This is a genomic window from [Pseudopropionibacterium] massiliense (assembly GCF_900607225.1).
Lineage (GTDB): Bacteria > Actinomycetota > Actinomycetes > Propionibacteriales > Propionibacteriaceae > Arachnia > Arachnia massiliensis.
On record NZ_LR027842.1, the window covers coordinates 3,118,758 to 3,137,896 of the forward strand.

At 67.4% G+C, this 19,139-nt stretch carries 14 protein-coding genes; 1 reads left to right on the plus strand and 13 read right to left on the minus strand.

Going from position 1 to position 19,139, the window contains the following annotated elements; all coding sequences use genetic code 11:
- Nucleotides 1-706: 706 nt before the first annotated feature.
- The 9 genes from E0E39_RS13940 to E0E39_RS13980 form a co-directional block, all read right to left on the minus strand.
- Nucleotides 707-1,372, minus strand: a complete 666-nt coding sequence (locus tag E0E39_RS13940; protein ID WP_130875290.1) for a response regulator transcription factor — start codon at nucleotides 1,370-1,372, stop codon at nucleotides 707-709.
- Nucleotides 1,369-2,856, minus strand: coding sequence for a sensor histidine kinase (locus E0E39_RS13945; RefSeq protein ID WP_245988343.1), 1,488 nt, complete (start codon nucleotides 2,854-2,856; stop codon nucleotides 1,369-1,371). The genes E0E39_RS13940 and E0E39_RS13945 overlap by 4 nt, the downstream gene beginning before the upstream one ends.
- Nucleotides 2,857-2,970: 114 nt before the next feature.
- The gene (locus E0E39_RS13950; RefSeq protein ID WP_130875292.1) at nucleotides 2,971-4,278 is read right to left on the minus strand and encodes a UDP-glucose dehydrogenase family protein; all 1,308 of its coding nucleotides are present in this window, start codon (nucleotides 4,276-4,278) and stop codon (nucleotides 2,971-2,973) included.
- Nucleotides 4,279-4,291: 13 nt separating this feature from the next.
- Nucleotides 4,292-5,296 (minus strand): phosphotransferase family protein, encoded by a 1,005-nt coding sequence (locus E0E39_RS13955; RefSeq protein ID WP_130875293.1) that lies wholly within the window; start codon nucleotides 5,294-5,296, stop codon nucleotides 4,292-4,294.
- On the minus strand, nucleotides 5,293-6,537 hold the full coding sequence (locus E0E39_RS13960; protein WP_130875294.1) for a phosphotransferase family protein: 1,245 nt from the start codon (nucleotides 6,535-6,537) through the stop codon (nucleotides 5,293-5,295). Before E0E39_RS13960 ends, E0E39_RS13955 begins: the two co-directional genes overlap by 4 nt.
- Nucleotides 6,534-8,336 (minus strand): ABC transporter ATP-binding protein, encoded by a 1,803-nt coding sequence (locus tag E0E39_RS13965; RefSeq protein WP_207302513.1) that lies wholly within the window; start codon nucleotides 8,334-8,336, stop codon nucleotides 6,534-6,536. The genes E0E39_RS13960 and E0E39_RS13965 overlap by 4 nt, the downstream gene beginning before the upstream one ends.
- Nucleotides 8,329-9,459, minus strand: a complete 1,131-nt coding sequence (locus tag E0E39_RS13970) for a glycosyltransferase family 4 protein (RefSeq protein ID WP_130875295.1) — start codon at nucleotides 9,457-9,459, stop codon at nucleotides 8,329-8,331. Before E0E39_RS13970 ends, E0E39_RS13965 begins: the two co-directional genes overlap by 8 nt.
- Entirely contained in the window at nucleotides 9,456-10,649 is a 1,194-nt protein-coding gene (locus tag E0E39_RS13975) for a glycosyltransferase (RefSeq protein ID WP_130875296.1), read from the minus strand. Before E0E39_RS13975 ends, E0E39_RS13970 begins: the two co-directional genes overlap by 4 nt.
- Nucleotides 10,646-11,833: a glycosyltransferase family protein gene (locus E0E39_RS13980; RefSeq protein WP_130875297.1), complete on the minus strand. Its 1,188-nt coding sequence runs from the start codon at nucleotides 11,831-11,833 to the stop codon at nucleotides 10,646-10,648. The genes E0E39_RS13975 and E0E39_RS13980 overlap by 4 nt, the downstream gene beginning before the upstream one ends.
- Nucleotides 11,834-12,138: 305 nt before the next feature.
- On the opposite strand from E0E39_RS13980, the gene yaaA reads away from it, so the two are divergent.
- On the plus strand, nucleotides 12,139-12,909 hold the full coding sequence (gene yaaA / locus E0E39_RS13985; protein WP_130875298.1) for a peroxide stress protein YaaA: 771 nt from the start codon (nucleotides 12,139-12,141) through the stop codon (nucleotides 12,907-12,909).
- A 314-nt stretch (nucleotides 12,910-13,223) separates the two neighbouring features.
- Here the strand turns inward: yaaA and E0E39_RS13990 are convergent, their stop codons facing one another.
- From E0E39_RS13990 to lanKC, 4 genes are all read right to left on the minus strand, one after another.
- Nucleotides 13,224-14,156, minus strand: a complete 933-nt coding sequence (locus tag E0E39_RS13990; protein ID WP_165444817.1) for a sensor histidine kinase — start codon at nucleotides 14,154-14,156, stop codon at nucleotides 13,224-13,226.
- 306 nt (nucleotides 14,157-14,462) lie between these two features.
- A complete protein-coding gene (locus tag E0E39_RS13995) occupies nucleotides 14,463-15,119 on the minus strand; it encodes a response regulator (protein WP_130875300.1) in 657 nt (218 codons plus the stop codon).
- A 117-nt stretch (nucleotides 15,120-15,236) separates the two neighbouring features.
- On the minus strand, nucleotides 15,237-16,562 hold the full coding sequence (locus E0E39_RS14000) for an MFS transporter (protein WP_130875301.1): 1,326 nt from the start codon (nucleotides 16,560-16,562) through the stop codon (nucleotides 15,237-15,239).
- Complete coding sequence (gene lanKC, locus E0E39_RS14005; RefSeq protein ID WP_130875302.1) at nucleotides 16,559-19,132, minus strand: class III lanthionine synthetase LanKC; 2,574 nt, start codon at nucleotides 19,130-19,132, stop codon at nucleotides 16,559-16,561. Before lanKC ends, E0E39_RS14000 begins: the two co-directional genes overlap by 4 nt.
- Nucleotides 19,133-19,139: the final 7 nt, after the last annotated feature.

Genomic DNA, 19,139 nt, shown 5'->3' on the forward strand with positions numbered 1-19,139 from the left:
GCATCATACGCATTACGCCCGGAGCCCCTTGCTCAGCTTTGCTTCTTCACAACAACACACTCTACAAGCCCATGTCAACCCCTGCGAGGCCACTGAGCCAAATTCACACCAAGGTCGCCCATGACTCAGGAAAGATTCCTGCCGACTCCACCCCGCCCACAGCACCTTATTCACTACCCTTAACAAATAATCGCCAGCCAGGCGAATCGTCCTGACTAGGAGTTTACGGGTCACCACACATCTTTTCATTGAAATTTCATCAAATTGATTTCAATGATCAACTTGGCGATCAACCCTTCACTGCGCAACATGATCATAGCACCGGGACATCACCTTTTGTCCCGAGAAGGCTGTTCAGCTGAGCACGAAATGCATACAAGTACCTTAACACTCGTTAACTACTCAGGGGCATCTCAAAGTCACGCGAGTGGCCAATAGTCAATGCAAACGCTGCGGCCGGCACTGTACGTCCGGGCAACCTCGACGACGCAGGCACGACAATTCGCTCCGCCAAACGCGGCAATAGCCGTGCCATACCCCAGGAGCTATATCGAATATACATACGATTATAAAGGACCTTGCTCGCCCATCGAAGACTCATCCGACAACAGCATCGACAATCTCTCCGCGGAGACACCCTCACCATGGTTTCGACACGACCAGCTTGGTGTAAGAAGGTTTCGACACGGCCAGCTTGGGAACCTCCTCACACCAGGCGGTAGCCCATCCCTCGGACTGTTTCGAAGCGTTGTCTGCCCAGTTTGTTGCGCAGGTAGGAGACGTAGACGTCGACGATGTTCGAGCCGGGGTCGAAGTCGAAGCCCCAGACGTTGCTCAGGAGTTGTTCGCGGCTGAGTACCTGGCCCGGGTTGCGCAGGAACACCTCCGCGAGGGTGAACTCGCGGGCCGACAGGTCCACCCACTGGCCGTCGACCTGGGCGCGACGGGTGCGGTAGTCCAGCACCAGGCCGCGATGTTCCAGGTAGTTGACCGTTGTTCTCGCGGGTTCGGGTTCGGTCCTGAGCCGCAGCCGGATCCGGGCCAGCAGTTCCTCGAAGGAGAAAGGTTTCGGCATGTAGTCGTCGGCGCCGCCCTCCAGCCCCGCCACCCGGTCGGCCACCGACGAGCGGGCCGTGAGCATGATCACCGGCGTCGCCACCCCCTGGCCGCGGATGCGTTCCAGCACCTCGAACCCGTCGATGTCCGGCAGCCCGACGTCCAGGATGATCAGCGAGAAGTTGCCGTGCACCGCCAGCGTGGCCCCCATCTCACCGGAGGGCGTGGTCTCGGAGGTGAATCCTGCCGACTTCAACCCCTTGGCTATGAACCCAGCGATCCTGGGTTCGTCCTCGATGATCAATATGCTGCTCACTGTTGTGGTCCCCTCGGTTCGGGAGCACCCTCCGGGAGTGGCCCGATGGGCGTTGCGTGGGGGCTTGCGGGATTCATCGGAATCCGCAGGGTGAACACCGATCCGCCCTTCGGCACGGATTCGATGTCCAGATGCCCGCCGTGAGCTTCCACGATACTGTCGACGATGCTCAGGCCCAGCCCCGACCCCGATGCCCGCTGCACCGCGGCCGTCGTCCGGACGAACCGTTGCCGCACCGCCTTGGTTTCCTCCGGTGTCATGCCGATGCCCTGGTCGCGCACCCACAGCAGCACCGACGTGTCCTCCACCCGCGACCCGATGCCGATCCGGGTTCCCTCGTCGGAATACTTGACGGCGTTGGCCGCGAGCTGGAGCCACGCCTGGGTGATCCGCACCGGGTCCAGCACCGCCCGAACCATCGCGACGTTTTCCAACTGCCAGTCGCGGTTCCCCAGCGCCTTCGACTTCACCAGCACCTGATCGGTCAGTTCGGCGACGTCGCAGCTGGTGGGGGTCACGAAATCGCTCTGGGAGGCCTTCGCGAGCGTGAGGAGGTCGTTGACGAGCACTCCCATGCGGTCGAGTTCGTCGATGGCGAGTTCCCGGGTCTGGATGACGTCGGCGGGGTCGTCGTGGTCGATCAGCTCCAGGTGTCCGCGCACCACCGTGATCGGGGTGCGCAGCTCGTGCCCGACGTCGTCGAGGAGCCGGCGCTGCCCCTCGACCGCGCCCTGCACCCGGTCCAGCATCCGGTTGACGGCCCTCGCCAGGGCGGTCAGGTCGTCGCGACCCCGCACCGGCACGCGGGTGGTGAGGTCGTGTTCATCGATCTGATCGGTGGCGGTCCGAAGCTCCCCGATCGGCCGCAGTAGTCTGCCGACGATCAACCAGGTCGGCGCGATCAGCAACGCCACCGTCAGCACCGCCGCCACCGCGTAGAACGCCATGGACTGCCGCAGCTGGGCCCCCGCCCGATCCAGGTCGATGACGCGCAGCAGGGTGGCGCGGTGATCGCCGATGATCACGCTCGCCACCAGCACCCTGTAGCTCCTCATGGGCGTCCGGACGAACTTGATGACGTTGTCTCCCCCCGACAGGTTGTCCGCGACGGCCGCCAGGAGCTCGGGATCCTGCTCGGGTCTGAGTTCCACGTCCGAGGGGGCGACCAATTGGTGCACACCATCGATGAACCCCGCCTCCCCCGAGTCGGGACTGATGACGCTGCGGCTCATGAAGGTTTCCAACACCTTGGGGGCGGAGTTGAACGGTTCCCCGGTGTCCGGGTCCACCCCCTTGGTGACCAACGCGGCCAGTTCTCCCTCCACGCGCTCCAGCTGGTTCCTGGTGGTCTCCCAGAGATACCGGTTCTGGAGGATCCCGACGATCGCTCCGGAGATGGTCAGCGCGATCCCGGCCACCAGCACGAGCGCGACCATGAACCTGGCGCGGATCGTGAACCCGCCGCGACGCAGAAACCTCCTCATCCCCTCATTCTCGCCCATTCATCATCCCCTGAAAGCCGGTCGGGCCGGGTCGCGACGAAAGATCAGTCCGAGTCGAAACCAGCCCGGGTCACCATGGTTTCGACACGACCAACTTCACCGTCCCAGGCCGTGGTAGTTCCAGCCCGAGGCGCGCCAGCGGGCCGGGTCGAGGGCGTTGCGGCCGTCGATGATGACGGGGCGACGTACCCAGGTCGCGGCCTCGGACGGGTCCAGCTGGACGTAGTCGTCCCACTCGGTGAGCAGCAGCACCAGGTCGGCGTCCCGCAGCGCGCGTCGCGTGTCGGGTTCCGCGACGAGGTCCGGGTGACGGCGGGCCGCGGCGTCGAGGGCCCTGGGGTCGGTGACGCTCACCTGCGCGCCGAGCAGGTGCAGGCGGTGGGCGATGTCGAGGGCGGGCGAGTCGCGGATGTCGTCGCTGTTGGGTTTGAACGCCGCCCCGAGCACGGTGACCCTCGACCCGGGAAGCTGGTCGCCGAGGCTGCGCAGGGCCAGATCGACCACCCGGTCGCGGCGGCGCTGGTTGATGGCGTCGACCTCTCGGAGGAAGGAGACGGCGTCGTGGACGCCGAGTTCCTGGGCGCGGGCGACGAAGGCGCGGATGTCCTTGGGCAGGCAGCCGCCGCCGAACCCGACCCCGGCCCCCAGGAACCGCCGGCCGATGCGGTCGTCGTGTCCGAGGGCCTCGGCCAGGGCGGTGACGTCGCCGCCGGTGGCCTCGCACAGCTCCGCCATCGCGTTGATGAAACTGATCTTGGTGGCCAGGAACGAGTTGGCGGCCACCTTTACCAGTTCCGCCGTCGCGTAGTCGGTGACGATCTGCGGGATGCCGTCGGCCAGCAGCCGGGCGTAGGCCTCGTCGAGCCGGGCGCGTCCCACCTCCGCGCGTGCCGGGTCGGCGGGCAGGCCGTAGACGATGCGGTCGGGGCGGAGGGTGTCGGCGACGGCGAATCCCTCGCGCAGGAACTCCGGGTTCCACACCAGGGCGATGTCCCGTTCCGCCAGCCGGTCCGCCAGGCTCGCGGCGGTGCCGACGGGGACGGTGGACTTGCCCACCACCACCGACCCGGGGGCGGCCCCGGCCAGCAGGGTGCCGATGGCGGCGTCGACGTAGCGCAGATCGGCGGCGCCGGTGGCGGACTGGGGGGTGCCGACGGCGATGAAGTGCAGATCCACGTCGGCCAGGTCGTCGCCGGGGGTGGTGGTGAACCGCAGCCTGCCGGTCGCGAGGACACGGGTGAGCAGCTCCTCGAAACCGGGTTCGTAGAACGGCGCCCGGCCCGCGGACAGCGCCGCCACCCTGGTCCCGTCGACGTCGATGCCGAGCACGTCGTGTCCGAGTTCGGCCATGCATGCGGCGTGAACGGCTCCCAGATAGCCGCAGCCGACAACCGAGATCTTCATGATTTTCTCCTGTTCACGAGGGGATGGTGTCGGAGGCCGCGAGGGTTTCCTCCACCCAGCGGGGCAGCCAGCCGGCCGACCGCGGCCGGAAGGCGTAGACGAAGGCGAGCCGCAGCCGCGCGGCCCGGTGGTAGACGGCGAGGCGACCCGGCGTGGCGGGCAGGGACGCGGCCAGGTCGCCCAGCAGCAGTTCGAGGACGTGGTCGCGATCCTGCGCGCCGAGGCTTCCCTGGGCGTGTCGCAGTTCTACGTGGGCCCACAGGTTCCCCAGGTCGAGGGCCGCTTCGCCGCGGGCCGCGGTGTCGAGGTCCAGCAGGCCGAGGGCGTCACCGTCCCACAGGAGCTGTTTGTCGTGGAGGTCGCGGTGGGTGAGCACCCGGGTGCCGTCGTCACCGGACGTGAGCTGCTGGCAGGTTCCCACGACCTCGGCCCCGAGCCGGTCCAGCAGCGGCAGCGCCCGGTGTTCCCGGGCGCGTTCGAACCACTGCCACAGCACGTTGGCCTCGTCGGCGCCGGTGTGTTCCGGCAGCCCGGCGGGCCGCGAAACCAGGCCGGGCCAGGTCTCGGCGAAACGCCGCCACCCGGGCAGCGCATCGCCGCCGAGACCGTGGAGGGTACGGCCGGGCAGGAGCGCCAGTTCCACCCGCGACGGCGAGTGGGTCAGCACCCGGGCCGCGGCGATCCCGGAGCCGTCGCACAGTTCCGCGACCTGCGAGGACTGCACCGCGACGGCGTTGGCGCGTCCCCGGCGGGTGAACTTGACGGCCCGGTCGTGGGTCAGCACCACGGCGCGGCGGTGGAGCCGGTGCACCACGAGCCTGCCCACGAGGTCGGGGGTCAGTTCCGGGAGTTTCGGGTCGGAGGCGTAGCCGGTGATCCACACCTCCCCTGCCCGGTTGGCCGATCCGGCGCGGAGCTTGCCCGCGGGGGCCGCCAGTTCGAAGGTGATCGAGCCGTTGCGTCCCGGCCAGGCGCGCCGTATTCCGTTGAGCGCACGAACCGTTGACAGGGCCTTCACGTCACAACCTCCAGTGTTCGATCGAGATGCGCCGAGATCTCCTGCTCCCAGTCGCGGGACGCGCGCCTCAGCGAGTCGGCGGCCCGCAGGATCAGCGACGCCGCGACCGCTCGCCGCAGCTGGTCGCCGGGGGGCAGTTGGCCGCCGCCGTCGCGGTAGCCGTCCAGGAAGGCGTCGTCGCCCAGGACCGCGAGGAAGGAGCCCAGGTCGACGGCGCGGGGCGCCAGGCAGGCGCGGTCGAAGTCGGTGAGCCACACCCGGTCGCCGGTGCGGGTGGTGAGCACCTGGTCGGGTGACAGGTCGCCGTGGGACAGCACCGGTATCGCGGAGGCCGCCCCAGGGAACCGCGCGACCACCCGGCGCATCCGCTCCGCCAGGCCGGGGGCCAGTTCGTCGAGCAGGGCGGCGTGGGCCAGGCCCTGGGCGACGGGGTCGGGGGCGCGGAGAGCGAGCGAGCGGGCCAGGTCGTCAGGAACCCCGGCGGCGTGGAGCCGGGCGAGCATCGCCCCTGCGGCGCGGATGGGATCGGGGGTGCTTTGGGTAGGATCGCGGTCAGTGGCGGGATGGTTTCGACACGGGCCGCTCGCTTCGCTCGCAGCCCGGCTCAACCAACTTCCATCAGAATCACTCGCAGGCCGGCTCAACCGGCTTCCGTCAGAGGGCCGGCGCGGTGGGTTTCCGGCGAGGAGGCCGGCCAGGTCCTGGTCGCCGGTGAAGGCGTGGACGCTGACGCCCTCCAGGGTGCCGTCGTCGAGACGGAGGGGGGTCTCGACCACCCCCGCGACGAAACGGTCGAAGGCCACCCCCCTGTCCCGGCTGGTCGCGACCCGCACCACGCGCGTCCCGTCGCGCACCACGAGTCGGCGCAGCGGGTTGTAGCGCAGCACCTGTGACGCCTCCCGGGCCCCGAGTTTCCCGGCCGCGGTGGCAGCTGCGATGCGTGTCAGCAGTTTCGGGTCGGCGGGCAGCGGGCCGGTCTGCACCAGCAGCTCCCCGAGTTCGTGTTCGGCGGTTTCCAGGCCCAGCTCACCGGCTTCCCGGCGGGTCCGGGCGGCCTTGTTGTGGCTGATGGGCCACAGGAAACGCAGCCAGCCGGCCGGCTGGCCGGCGGTGTCGTCGAGGCCGACGACCAGCGAGGTGCGGGGTTTGATCCGCAGCCGGGCGGCCCGGACGGGTCGTCCCGCCTGTTCGCTGAGCCAGCCGGGGTCGAGCACGCGGGCGACGAGTTGTCCGGTGTTCATCGCGAACCTCCGATCCTGATGGAGTCCATGTCGCGGCCGCTGGCCTGCACCCAGGCCCGGAACACGTCGCTGGTGGCGACGAGTTCCTCCGGGGTGGCGTCGAGCCGGATGCGACCGTCCTCGATCCACACCACCCGCGTGGCCCGCAGCGCCACCTCGGCGTCGTGGGTGACGGCCAGGGTGGTGCGGCCCGCGGCGAGGCGGTCGATGGCGTCCAGCACCAGGCTCGCGGCCTCGGGGTCGAGGCCGGTGGTGGCCTCGTCGAGCACCACGACGGGTGAGCAGCGCAGCAGCGCCCGGGCGATCGCGATCCGCTGCCGCTGGCCGCCGGAGAGGGTGCCGCCGCGTTCCCCCACGACGGTTTCGTAGCCGTCGGGTTGTTCCGTGATGAAGTCGTGGGCGTTGGCGGCGCGGGCGGCGTCCTCGACCTCCGCGTCGGTGGCGTCCGCGCGGCCCATGCGGATGTTCTCCCGGATGGTTCCGGTGAACAGCACCGCCTCCTGGTGCAGCAGGGAGACGCTGGCGCGCAGCTGGGTCAGGTCGAGGTCGGTCAGGCGGTGCCCGTCGAGCCGCACGCACCCGGAGACGGGGTCGATGGCCCGCACCAGCAGCGACACGAGGGTGGACTTGCCCGCCCCGGACGGCCCGATGATCGCCACCCGCTCGCCGGGCCGGATGTCCAGGTCGAGGCCGCGCAGCACCTCGACGCCGTCGTACTGCGTGACGACCCGGTCGAACTGCACCGCGCCCGTCACGACGCCGGGCCGCACCGGCATGTCGGGGGTGACGACGTCGGGGGTGATCTCCATCAGGTCGGCGACCCGCTCCCCCGACGCGCTGGCCCGGGCGATGCGGCCCGTGTACTTGGCCATGTCCCGCAGCGGTTTCATGGTGGTGCGCAGGTAGGTGGTGAACAGCACCAGGTCGCCGGGGCTCATCGCGCCCTGCATCACCCGCAGCCCGCCGCCGACCAGCACGATCGCGGTCGCCAGGCCGACGATGACGTCGGTGGCGCGTTCCAGCCGGGCGGCGTAGCGGCGCGACCGCACCCCCTCCCGCAGCGACGTGCGGTTCGCGGAGGTGAAGTTCTGCTCCACCATGCCCTCCAGCCCGTAGGCCTGCACCACGCGGATCGAGGCGAGGGATTCCTGGGCGGTGTTGGCCAGCTGCCCCTCACCCTTGCGGGTCTGCCGGGATGCGTCGGTGATCTTGCGCGACGTCGGGCCCGACGTCACGGCGAATGCGACGATCGCCACCAGCACGACGCCGGCGAGCAGCGGGTCGAGGACGAACATCACCACCACCATCACCAGCAGCGTCGCGACGTTGGCCATCAGCGGCAGCCCGGCGGTGATCGCGACCTCCTGCATCCGGGCGACGTCCCCGACGATCCGCTGCACGGTGTCGGCGCTGCGGTTGCGGGCGTGGAACTGCTGGGACAGGCCCTGGACGTGCCGGAACACGCGGGCCCGCAGCGACGTGGCGGCCCGCGACCCGACCAGCGCGAAACAGATGGTGGCCAGGTAGTTGCTGAGGGCACGCAGCCCCACGATCAGCAGCAGCGCGACACCGCACCCGATCAGCAGCTCGACGCTCGCGGGCTGGTGGGAGACCTTCGCGCCCCGGAACGCCGTGACCGCGTCGACGACGATCTTCAGGGGCCACGGCTCCAGCACCCGGAAGGCCACCTCCAGCAGCAGCGCGAGCACCCCGAACAGGATCAGGGTGCGGTGCGGGGCGACGTCGGGCGCGACCAGCTTCAGGCTGCGCCGCATCGAGGGTTTGTCGCGGTCAGCCATCGGAGTTCCCGTCGCCGGCCAGCGCGAGGATGCGGTCGACGGCACCGGCCCAGCTGTGTTTCTCCTCGGCCTGCATTCGTCCCCGCCACCCCAGCCTGCCGCGGAGCACGGGGTCGGCTGCGAGGGTGTCGATGGCGGCGGCCAGCGCGGCCGGGTCGGAGGGTGGCACCAGGGTGCCCAGCTCACTGAGGATCTGCGGCAGCTGCCCGACGGCGGAGGCCACCACCGGCAGCCCGGCCGCCAGGTATTCGTAGACCTTCAGGGGTGAGAAGTACTGCTGTTGTTCGCCGCCGAGATCGGGGTAGGGGGCCACTCCGATGGCGGATCCGGCGAGCTGCCCCGGCATGTCGGCGGGGGCGACGGCGCCGCGGAAGTCCACGTCGATCCCGAGGGCCGCGGCCTGGTTCTCCAGGGCGGCCCGTTCGGGTCCGTCGCCGATGATCCGCAGCTTCCAGGGCCGTTTGGCCAGGGCGGCGGCGGCCAGCAGGTCGGCGACGCCGTGCCACGGTTTGAGGGTGCCGACGAAGGTCACCACCGGGTCGCCGACGTCCTCGGGCCGCGGAACGATGCGGGTGATGCTGACGCCGTTGGGGACGGTGTGGACGCTCTCCGAGCCGGTGCGTTCCCGCACCCAGTCGCGGACGGGATCGGAGACCGCGACGGTGGCGGTGGCGGCCGCCACCTGACGGGTCAGCGCGTTCCCGGCGGCCTCCTCGTCGACGAGCACGCGGTGGGTGCGCTGCTCCTCGATGAGGGGGGCGTTGACCTCCAGGATCCCGGCTGCCCCGGTGGCGTCGGCCACCTCGGCGAGCGCGGTGCTGAACAGCGAGTAGCGCTCGTAGACCAGGTCGGCGCCGCAGGCGATGATGCGCGCCGCGATCCGCGCGGAGGTCTCCTGCTGGGCGCGTTCCCTGGCCCCGGGGTCGTCGGCGTCGATGCGGGTCTCGATCACCTCCAGGCCGGCCAGGTCGTCGGGGATGTCGCTGCCGGCGCGGGTGGTGTGGACGGTGACGTCGTGTCCGCGGCGGAGCAGTTCCCGCACCACCTCCTGGATGTGCACGGAGGCACCTTTCGTGCCGAAGACGGGGATTCCGGGATCGACGGTGACGTAGGCGATTCTCATCGGTTTCCTCCCTCCCACGCGGAGAGCGTTGCCGCCTGGCGGCGGCTGTTGAACTGTTCCTCGATCAGCGCCCGGGCGTTGCGGGCGAGGGTGACCACGGGCACCCGGCCCGATGCCAGCTCGGCCAGGGAACGGGTCAGGGCGGCGACGTCCCCGGGTTCGATGAGGATGCCGGTGAGGCCGTCGCGCACCACCTCGGGCAGGCCACTGACGGAGGTCGCGACCACCGGGGTGCCGAGGGCCATCGCCTCCAGCGCCACCGTCGGCAGGCCGTCGATGTTGCCGTCGGCGGCGGGGATGCAGGGGGCCGCGAAGACGTGGGAGCCGCGGATCAGCTCCGAGACCTCGTCCTGGGTGAGCGGCCCCACCAGGCGGACGCGATCCCCCAGGCCGAGGCGTTCGATGCGGGAGGCGAGGTCGTCGTGCAGCTCGCCACTGCCCGCGATGTCCAGTTCGAAGGGGATGTCGAGGGCCGCGACGGCGTCGATGAGGTCGGCGAAACCCTTCTTCGGGACGAGCCGCCCGACGGTGGCGATGCGCAGCGGAAGGCTGGGCTGGATCGGGTCGCGGTAGGGGAAGCGTTCCAGTTCGAGGGCGTTGTACTGCAGGGAGACCCTGGCCCCGGTGCCGTCGAGGACCTCGTTCAGGTGGCGCTCGTTGAAGCGGCTGATCGCGATCACCCGGTCGGCGTCGCCGCAGATCCGCCGCAGCCAGTCGCGGTCCACGGACTCGTGGTAGATGTCCTTGGCGTGGGTGGTGATGGTGTAGGGCACCCCCGTCAGCCGGGACGCGAGCCACGCCATCCGGCCCGCCAGGGAGGCGAAGTGGGCGTGGAGGTGGTCGATGCCGTCGTCGATCACGGAGGCGGCCAGGGAGATTCCCTGCGCCACCTCGTCGGCGGGCAGGCCGGCGATGTCGGGCGCGAGCCCGGCGAAGCGGCGCCGCAGGTCCTCGTGGCGCAGGGAGTCGCTGAGCTGCGCCCAGAACTCGCTGGCCTTGGCGGGGCGCGGCACCCACGAGACCCGGGCACGCACCCGCGCGATCTCGGGGTGGAACCGGGGGTCGGTGGTGGGACGCAGCGCGTAGATGCTCAAGGAGTCGCCCTGGGCCTCGCGGGCCAGGATCTCGGTGACGATGAAGGTCTCGGAGAAGCGCGGGTAAACCTTGAGGACGTATCCGATGCGGGTCATGCCACGACCTGCCTTTCCACGTGGTCGGCGTCGCTGAGCAGGTCGGCGGCGAAACCGGCGGTGGCCGCCAGGCCGTCGCGGGCGATGTGGGAACGGTCCACGTGGCGTGTCACGGCGCCTCTCACCCAGGCCCCGAGGGTTTCGGGGCTGACCTGCGGGGTGCGCATCACGTCGAGGGCGCGGGCGTCGCGGAGGGCCTCGGCGCGGATCAGCTGCTCCAGCCTCGGGGTCTCGCGGGGCACGACGAGCGCGGGGGTGTCGGTGGCGAGGATCTCGCAGACGGTGTTGTAGCCGCCCATGGAGATCACGGCGGCGGCCTCGGCGATCCGGCCACCCAGGCCCGGCCAGGAGCGGTGCACCTGCGTGCCGGGGGCGGCCTGCGCGGCGATGGCCTCGAAGCTGGCGTCGTCGAGCTGCGGCCCGGTGACGACGATGTTCTCGTACCCGTCCGGGACACGCATGGCGACGGCGGCGCGCAGCAGCTCGTGGCCGTCGGATCCGCCGCCCGCGGTGGTGAGCACGAAGGGTGCGGGGCTGAACGGTTCGCCGTGGTCGCTGACGCGGCGGTCGTGGGCGAGGTAGCCGGTGAAGCGGATGCGATCGGCCAGGGCGGGCGGGGCCTCGCCCGTGGCGACGGGGTCGTGGACGGCTGGGTCGCCGTAGACCCACACCTCGTCGACGAGGTCGCGCAGCCGGTCGGGGTCGCCGAGGCGTTCCCATTCCGCCGCGGCGACGCGGGGTTCGTCGAGGACCTCGCGCAGCCCGAGCACCACCCGCACGGCCGGATGCTGTTCCCGAAGCCACATGAGGGGTTCCCGCAGCTCGGACCAGACGCCGTAGATGTGGCGATCGATGATTACCAGGTCGGGTTTGAAACCGAGCAGGGTGGCCTGCAGCAGCCGGGAGCGAAGTTTGATCAGGTCGCCGGTGGCGCCGGACAGGTTGCGTGGCCGGTAGCCGTCGCGGCCCTTGGTGATGCCGGGGATGGTGACCCAGTCGAAGCCCTCGGGCAGGGGGAAGCGTGATGCGGGAGCCAGCCCGGTGACCAGGAGCCCCGCGACGTCGGCGTCGACGGCTCCCGGCAGGCGCCGGGCCAGGTTGTGGGCGATGGCCAGGTTGCGTCGCACATGCCCCAGGCCTTGGGAGTCGTGGCTGTACAGCAGCACCCGGTAGGTTTCCGCCATGATCGTTGCCTTTCTCTCCGGTCCCGTTTCCCGGGACTGGGAAGAGCATCGCAACCGAAAAGAAGCAAACGATGAGGCTGACGTGAGAGCTTTCTCATCTTGTTGAAAATGCTCTCATAACCCTTCCTGAAGCTGGTTGAGCCGGGACGCGAGGAACGAGCGTCCCGAGTCGAAACCACCCGACACCCGAACAACAAACCCGACCACGAGACCCCGGACACGCGCAGGATGGTTTCGACACGACCAGCTCGCAGAGCGAGCAGGTCGGCTCAACCAGCGGGGAGGGGATGGGCGACAATGAGGGCATGCTGAGCGTCCTCTCCCCCGCCAAGTCACTCGACTTCGACTCGCCGGTCACCGCCACCGGGCACACCGAGCCGCGGTTGATCGACGAGGCCGAGGGGTTGATCGAGATCATGCGCACCAAATCGCCCGGCGACATCGCGACACTGATGCGCATCTCCGAGGACCTGGCCCACCTCAACGCGACGCGCTACCGCACCTTCACCGCCCCGCACACCCCCGACGACTCGCGCCCGGCGGTGCTGGCCTTCAACGGCGACGTGTACCAGAGGCTGCGCGCCCGCGACTTCGACGCCCGCGACTTCACCGAGGCGCAGAAGAGCCTGCGGATCCTGTCCGGGCTCTACGGGCTGCTGCGTCCCCTCGACCTGATTCAGCCGCACCGCCTGGAGATGGGCACCCGCCTGGCCACCGACCGCGGCCGCAACCTCCGCGACTGGTGGGGAGGGCGCATCACCGACCTGCTGCGCGAGGACCTGGCCTCCTCCCCCGGGGCGAAGGTGCTGGTCAACCTGGCGTCGCAGGAGTACTTCGCCGCCGTCGACGCCGACCGTCTCGGCGCGCGGATCATCACCCCGCGTTTCGAGGACCGCGACCGGAACGGCACCGTCCGCGTGGTCAGTTTCCACGCCAAGCGCGCCCGCGGCGCCATGGCCGGTTGGCTGGTCCGCAACCGGGTCCGTTCCGCAGCAAAACTCCCCGGCTTCGCCGAGAACGGGTACACCTACGACGAGCAGCGCTCAACACCCGATGCCCCCGTCTTCATCCGCTGACCGGATCGTGTGAATCGGTGCCTGTGGTGTCTCAAGGGATGCACCTCAACGCCGGGAATTGCGGGTATCAGGCGGTGACAGCCGACGCGAACGCCCAGAAAAGCCGGCCCAGGCCAAAACCCGCAGGATCTTGGACTGGTGCGCTGGCCCACTGCCTCGCCTTTCCGGCTGCGCTGATGTTCGGGACGCACAGGGCCTCCGTGCCCTTGGCCGCAATCCCCTCACCGGAGGATTGCGCTGGCCGATGCTCCCACCTGTGTACAAGCCTCCATGCACTGAACAACCACACGTTTGACACAACGTGACGAGGTGGATCACCGCTCCCACACCGCGGTCAAGGTCCACACACCGTCCCGGCTGCCGGTCTCCAGCCTGCCACCCAAGGCTGCCACACGGGCCTCGAGGAGATCGATCCCGAGCCCCGAATCGGGCATGCGGGGGACATCGGGAGACGAGGCCACCTGGTTTTGGACCTCGACGTGGAGCCGCCCGTCACGGGTCGACAGTGCGATGTTGCAAGTGCCACCCGGGGCGCCGTGTTTGGCGACGTTGGTGCTGGCCTCTCGGAGCACTGCTCCGACTGCGTGGCGCAGGGAACCGGGTACATCATCCGCAAGATCACGGAAAACCTCGACACGAAATCCCACGTCCTTCAAGTATGTTTCCGCACGCGCGAGATGCTCGTCGAGGTCGAGCTCCGGCGCGGGGGGTGAGTCCTGTCGCTGTCCTCGGGGTTCATCCACGCTGATGATCGACACCAGATGTCGCATCTCCCCCAGGGCGCCACGAGCAACAGTTGCTATCTCCCCGAAAGCAGGGCCGGCTTCTTCTGGGGAGAGTGTTGTCTGGGCGAGTGTTGCCAGCATCGAGATTCTGGTGAGTTCGTGGGCCACGACGTCGTGCAGCTCCCGTGTCAATTCCCGGCGTTGCGCGGTGAAACGTTGTTCCATGAGCCCGGCACGTATGGCTGCGGCTTCCTCTCGTTCCTTCGCTTCGCGCATCAGTTGCTCGTTTTCGCGCTCCGAGCGCTCCTTGCGGGTGAGGAGAACCCACACGATTCTGCCGAGTGCGATGCCTGAGACGATTCCGACGACGGGTTCCCAGAAGGCGCTCGCATCGGCGTGGAAGGTTACTCGCATCACCAGATACGGGAGGACCATGCTGAGCAACCTGATCCAGTCGAGCAGCATCGCTGCCAGTACCATCAGGAAGAGTGCAACGAGATTCAGGTTGTTGGAGTTGGGCATCAGGGCTGTTCCGCCCACCAGGAGGGCGAATGGTACCGGAGCCCAGGAGGGTCTGAAAGCTAGAACCAAACCGGTTCCCCCGCAGCCCACGAGGATGAACAGGCGGATGAGTGCCGAGGAGGGAGAGACTCCCGTCATCACGTCCGTCAAGAGAGACCTGGCGTCATCCAGCATTCCGGCCGCCGTGATGACTGACAGAGCCCACGACATCTTACGTGGTAGCTGGTGGACCGGATCGTGGAGCAGGGAACGCGGAAAGCGCAGCCCAGGCGATGCGCCACTTAGCGCCATGTCAAGTCCTAATTCTCACGCGACCAACCCTGCACGAAATGCCGATACTATCAGTTGCACACGGTCTCGACTCTGGAACTTCCTCATGAGATTTGACAGATAGTATTTGATCGTGGACTCCGAGAGAAACAAGTGGCTTGCCATTTCGCTGTTGCTGCTGCCTGCACAAAGTTCCTGCAGTACCTGTTTCTCGCGCTCGGTGACCGCGGAGACGCCCGAGTGTTTTGCTGGGGTGGAACGGCTTGCAGCGTCGATCAGGTAGCGGATCACTTGTGGGTCGATGACAAGTTCCCCTCTCGTTACGTCACACACGCTCTGGACAATCTTCTGTGGTTCGGAGTCCTTGACGATGTAGCCGCTGGCCCCGGCCAGCAGGGCTGGGGTGACATACTGATCATCGACATGCGCGGTGACCACAACTATCCGTGTGGTGAACCCCTTTTCCCGGAGACGGCGTGTGACCTCGACTCCATCAAGGTCAGGCATCTGAAGGTCGAGGAGCAAGACGTCGGGATTGCTGCTTTCAACCATCGAGAGTGCTTCGGTACCGCCGGCCGCCTCGCCGATGACCTCAATATCCTCAGTGTTACTGAGGTACACCCGTAGTGCACTTCGAACGAAGGCCTCGTCGTCGACGATACCAACCGTGATATGAGGTTGAAGCGATGCCACCGTTAGCCTCCCATGTGGTTACCCTGACCCATATCACATGCTAACCCAGCAGCTGCTGATTGCAACGCTGATCGGAGGGATTGCCGGGAAACTCCTCGGTAGGTTTGACAGGCGGAATCAGCTGAGCGAGCCCCACGCCTCGGGGCGAGGGATGCTGCGAACGCCCCGGCAGGTGAGCGCTGGGATGCCTGCCCCCAGGACCAGGACAGCGCAGAATGCCACGGCGCCCGGGTATCCAGCGATGTCCAGGGCGAAACCTGCAACCAGAGGCGCCAAGGGTGTCGTCACGGATCCAAGGAATGACACTGCGCTGTCGACCCGGCCCTGGAGCTCTGATGGAACCTTCGCCACCAGGTAGCCGCCGATCACGGCGTTGAGGACGGGTGCGGAAAGGATTGCCAGGGCCATGAGGCCGATCACTGCCCAAGCATTGCTTGCAACTATTCCGATCGGCAGGATCATCGCCGTGAGCCACACCAGGCAGAATCCGATGAGCACCCCACCACGGACGCGGGGCACCACGACGGCCGCGACCACCGCTCCGCACATCGACCCAACCGCCAGAGCGGAGGTGGAAAGTCCCACCACGGCGGCGGAGACTCCCTGCGAGCGCAGATGGAAGATCGTGGCAATCATGACCGCCGATGCAGCGAAGTTCACGACGGTGACCGTAAGTACTAACGCACAAAGAGTGCGGGTTCGGATCACAAAGCCTATGCCCGACCAGAAACCTTGATGTTCAGCTGGAACTTTCGCCGCAGCGGTGGTATTTCGTCGTGGAAGCCGTCGGTAGAAGTAGGCCGCCAAGAGCGACGCGAGCGCCGCGGCCAGGAAGGGTACCCAGCTTCCCAACGTGTAGAGAACGCCGCCCGCCGCGGGAATTGCCAAGCCAAGGGCAGCTGACCGTCCTTCCGAGAGACTTGCCGCAGCGGCGAATCGGTCTGCCGGTACTAGCGATTTGAGCGTCGCGGAGAACGCGGGGGTTGCCATGGACTGGAAGACCGCGGCACAGAAGACGAAGCCCAGGAGCCAGACCAGGCTGACAGATGAACGCAAGGACTCGAACCCCGCGATCAGGCAGTACGCAACTGCCGTCAAGCAGGCCAAGGTGCCGATAAGCCGATCACGCTCGAGTCGGTCCGCCATCATCCCGCCGGGCAGGAGGGCCATGCTTGTTCCAGCCGCACCTGCCGCCACTACCAGGCTCGCGGCACTGGAGGAAGTGGTCACGGCGATTGCCAGTAGGGGTAGGGCGACTGACGTGAGCACCCGTGCCGCCAACTGTGAGGTGTCCGCGGCGAACCAAAGTCGGAAGAGTGGGTCGTGGCGCGGGGACTGTGATTTGACAGCTGAGCGCCTCGGCGTGGAATAACCGGCGGCGGAGGCCGTCATGAGAATTGTGCTGGTATCCCCGTCGTAGGCGCGTGCCGGTGCGGCTGTCATCGCGGATCCTCCTCGAAAATCCAGCCCAGCAGGTCCTCATCGGCGTTTTCCAGCGCCCGCAACGCGACAAGTACGCCCGCTGTCCCGGTGGCCACATCCCCGCTGAGGCGCCAGCCATCCCCACAGATCATTGCGGCGGGTGAGTCGGTGGCAGAGGTCAGGCCGACCGCGTTGCGTTCAAGACTCCTCCGAAGCCGCATCTGAGCTTGCTCGGCGGCTGGGTTCTCATCCAGCAACCGAGTCAGGCCGGCGTATCCGAGCAGCAGGCCCGCGTAACCGTTGAACAACCCCGCGAACATGGACCCCAGTGCGTCGCAAGCCTTGCGAAGCCCTGGAAGACACGACCTGAGACCTTCGGGCCAGAGGTCTTCTCGAACTCGCGGGAGAAGCACCCCGAAGCCAGCGCTGCCGGTTGCGAGGTATGGCAAGCCCCTCGTCCCTTGATCGGCGAGGAAGCTGCCATCCTGCTCGATGTAGGACGCCAACTCGCGAGCCAGGGCCGTGGTGCAGGCCTTCTCCAGCAGGTCGACTTCTCTCAGGAAACCGGGCTGGCGAAGGGCGGTATTGAACACCCAGGCGAGACCGAGATTGCCGTACAGCAGGCCTGTGCTCTGCATGCGAGGATCGTTGCCTCGATTCATCTTCGATACGACGATGAATTCCGGATCTGCGATGTACCGGCGGGCGAGCGACTCCACCGCCTCAGCGACGCGGGTGGATAGCTCTCCATCCTCCTTGACCACACGCAGCCGTGTGAGTCCCAGCAGGATGCCCGGAAGTCCTGAGAACACGGAGTGATTCCCCGATGCCAGGAGAGCCTCGAGCTTGGTGCGGACCACCTCGGCAGTCTCGTGAGGAAAGTCCTTCTCCAGGGCCAGCAGGTCGCCAACCAGACCGTTCATGAGACCGAGATGGCGGGCGTTGGGGGTCGGGAAGCTGGGCAGCGAGGCACCAAGAACCCGTGCGATGGTGGCATCGCCGCTGGCTATGCCGGTCCAATCTTCCTCGAGGCCTCGATAGTGAACGGGATAGATCCTGCCCGTCTGATGGTGAAGAGCACTTGCCGCGATGAGGCCGTTCCTCAGTTCCCTCGTCCAGGAACGATCCGGGACGCGGTTCAAGGCGCACACAGGAGCAATGGGTGTGATCACTGAGCCCTCGATTCCGGCCACCTCGCGCGAGATATCCTCGATCTCGTCCAACAGGGCATCGGTGGCGGAGGAACCTGGGCGCAGCCACGGATGATCGTGATCGTGTCGTGCCAGGTCAAGCACTGTGTGCAGGTGATTGGGCTCAACCGCGCTCTCCGAGCGGGAGATCCAGAGCATCGACGCCGCGATCCGGCTCAACCCGTACAGGTCGTGCCGCCGGGGCGAGTGAAGTCCTTGGAGCCCGTAACCCGGTGCAGCCATGATCTGGGTTCTGTGCTGGGCGGTGGAGGGGACGCTGTTTTCAAAGTCAATCAGGGACACGTCGAGAGTCGTGGGATTGATCAGCACGTTTCCTGGGTGGACATCCATGTGTGCCCAACCTGATCTGTGCAGCGTGTTCAGGAGAGTTCTGAGCGCAACGAGCACCGAGTGACACGATGCAGCCCACTGGTCACCGGTTCGAGGGTCAGTCCTCTGGCGGGGCTCGTTGTAGTGAATCCAGTCCTGGAGCTGGACCCCCGGGAGGTACTCCTCAACCAAGTACAGGTGCTCCCAGTGCCGACCGCTGTACAGGACATTCGGAACCCCGGGCAGGTTCTCGAGGCCTTCGAGGACTTCCCGCTCGCGGTCCAGCCGATCCACTGCGTCTGCCCAGTTCAGATCGAGACCGGCGTGGGGACGCGCCTCCTTGACAATTACGGGTGTATCGCCGTATCGGCCGAGATACACGCCTCCGGCGTTCGAGTGAGTGAGCGCACTGTCGATCGTGAAGGGCAACGCGACCTGGCTTGCCGCCGAGACTTCCTGGAGCCAGGATTCCAAGACATCCGGGACCGGAGCCCAACCAGGAACCGAGAAGGACAGCGCCCTGTCATCTGGTATGGCATTTCCGTTGGGGTCACGCAGGTGAGTATCTGGCACTCCAGCGTCTACCGAGTGAGGACGAAAGAGCCCATAGCGGAGATAGATAGGTGCCTGTGCCCACCTCCGGTCGGAGAGAATGTAGGGGCCTTCCAGCCCGGCGAGGCGACTCTCCAGCCGGCACAAAAGATGCGGAAGTTGTTCCTCGGACGGGAAGAGCGCTATGAACTTCCCCGAGTGGCGGCGATCGCAATTCTTGCCGTTTCGCCAAAGGAACTTGTCCTCGTCCGGCAGGTGTTTAAAAGCTACGCCGAGGTCGACTGCGATGGCCGCCGTGGCGTCGAGGACTTGCTGAGCCTTGCTGGCGCAAGCGCTGACGTGAACCTTCCACCCTTGAGCAGGGAGTTCGGAACCCGAGGGCGCGTAGAACACCCAGTCGGCCGTCCGTTTTACGTGCCAGCCGACCGGTACAGTGACGGTGAATGGGCTGCTGGGTTTCTGTGATGCCTCACGGTAGAAGGCATCCAGTTTGGACATGTGGGCAACGGCACTCAGCATGATATCT

Bases quoted from the DNA above. Each gene is read 5' to 3' on its own strand.
- E0E39_RS13960 (WP_130875294.1), bottom strand. From the start codon at position 6,537: ATGAACACCGGACAACTCGTCGCCCGCGTGCTCGACCCCGGCTGGCTC.
- E0E39_RS13945 (WP_245988343.1), bottom strand. From the start codon at position 2,856: ATGAGGAGGTTTCTGCGTCGCGGCGGGTTCACGATCCGCGCCAGGTTC.
- E0E39_RS13975 (WP_130875296.1), bottom strand. From the start codon at position 10,649: ATGACCCGCATCGGATACGTCCTCAAGGTTTACCCGCGCTTCTCCGAG.
- E0E39_RS13980 (WP_130875297.1), bottom strand. From the start codon at position 11,833: ATGGCGGAAACCTACCGGGTGCTGCTGTACAGCCACGACTCCCAAGGC.
- lanKC (WP_130875302.1), bottom strand. From the start codon at position 19,132: ATGCTGAGTGCCGTTGCCCACATGTCCAAACTGGATGCCTTCTACCGT.
- E0E39_RS14000 (WP_130875301.1), bottom strand. From the start codon at position 16,562: ATGACAGCCGCACCGGCACGCGCCTACGACGGGGATACCAGCACAATT.
- E0E39_RS13970 (WP_130875295.1), bottom strand. From the start codon at position 9,459: ATGAGAATCGCCTACGTCACCGTCGATCCCGGAATCCCCGTCTTCGGC.
- E0E39_RS13965 (WP_207302513.1), bottom strand. From the start codon at position 8,336: ATGGCTGACCGCGACAAACCCTCGATGCGGCGCAGCCTGAAGCTGGTC.
- E0E39_RS13990 (WP_165444817.1), bottom strand. From the start codon at position 14,156: ATGCCCAACTCCAACAACCTGAATCTCGTTGCACTCTTCCTGATGGTA.
- yaaA (WP_130875298.1), top strand. From the start codon at position 12,139: ATGCTGAGCGTCCTCTCCCCCGCCAAGTCACTCGACTTCGACTCGCCG.
- E0E39_RS13950 (WP_130875292.1), bottom strand. From the start codon at position 4,278: ATGAAGATCTCGGTTGTCGGCTGCGGCTATCTGGGAGCCGTTCACGCC.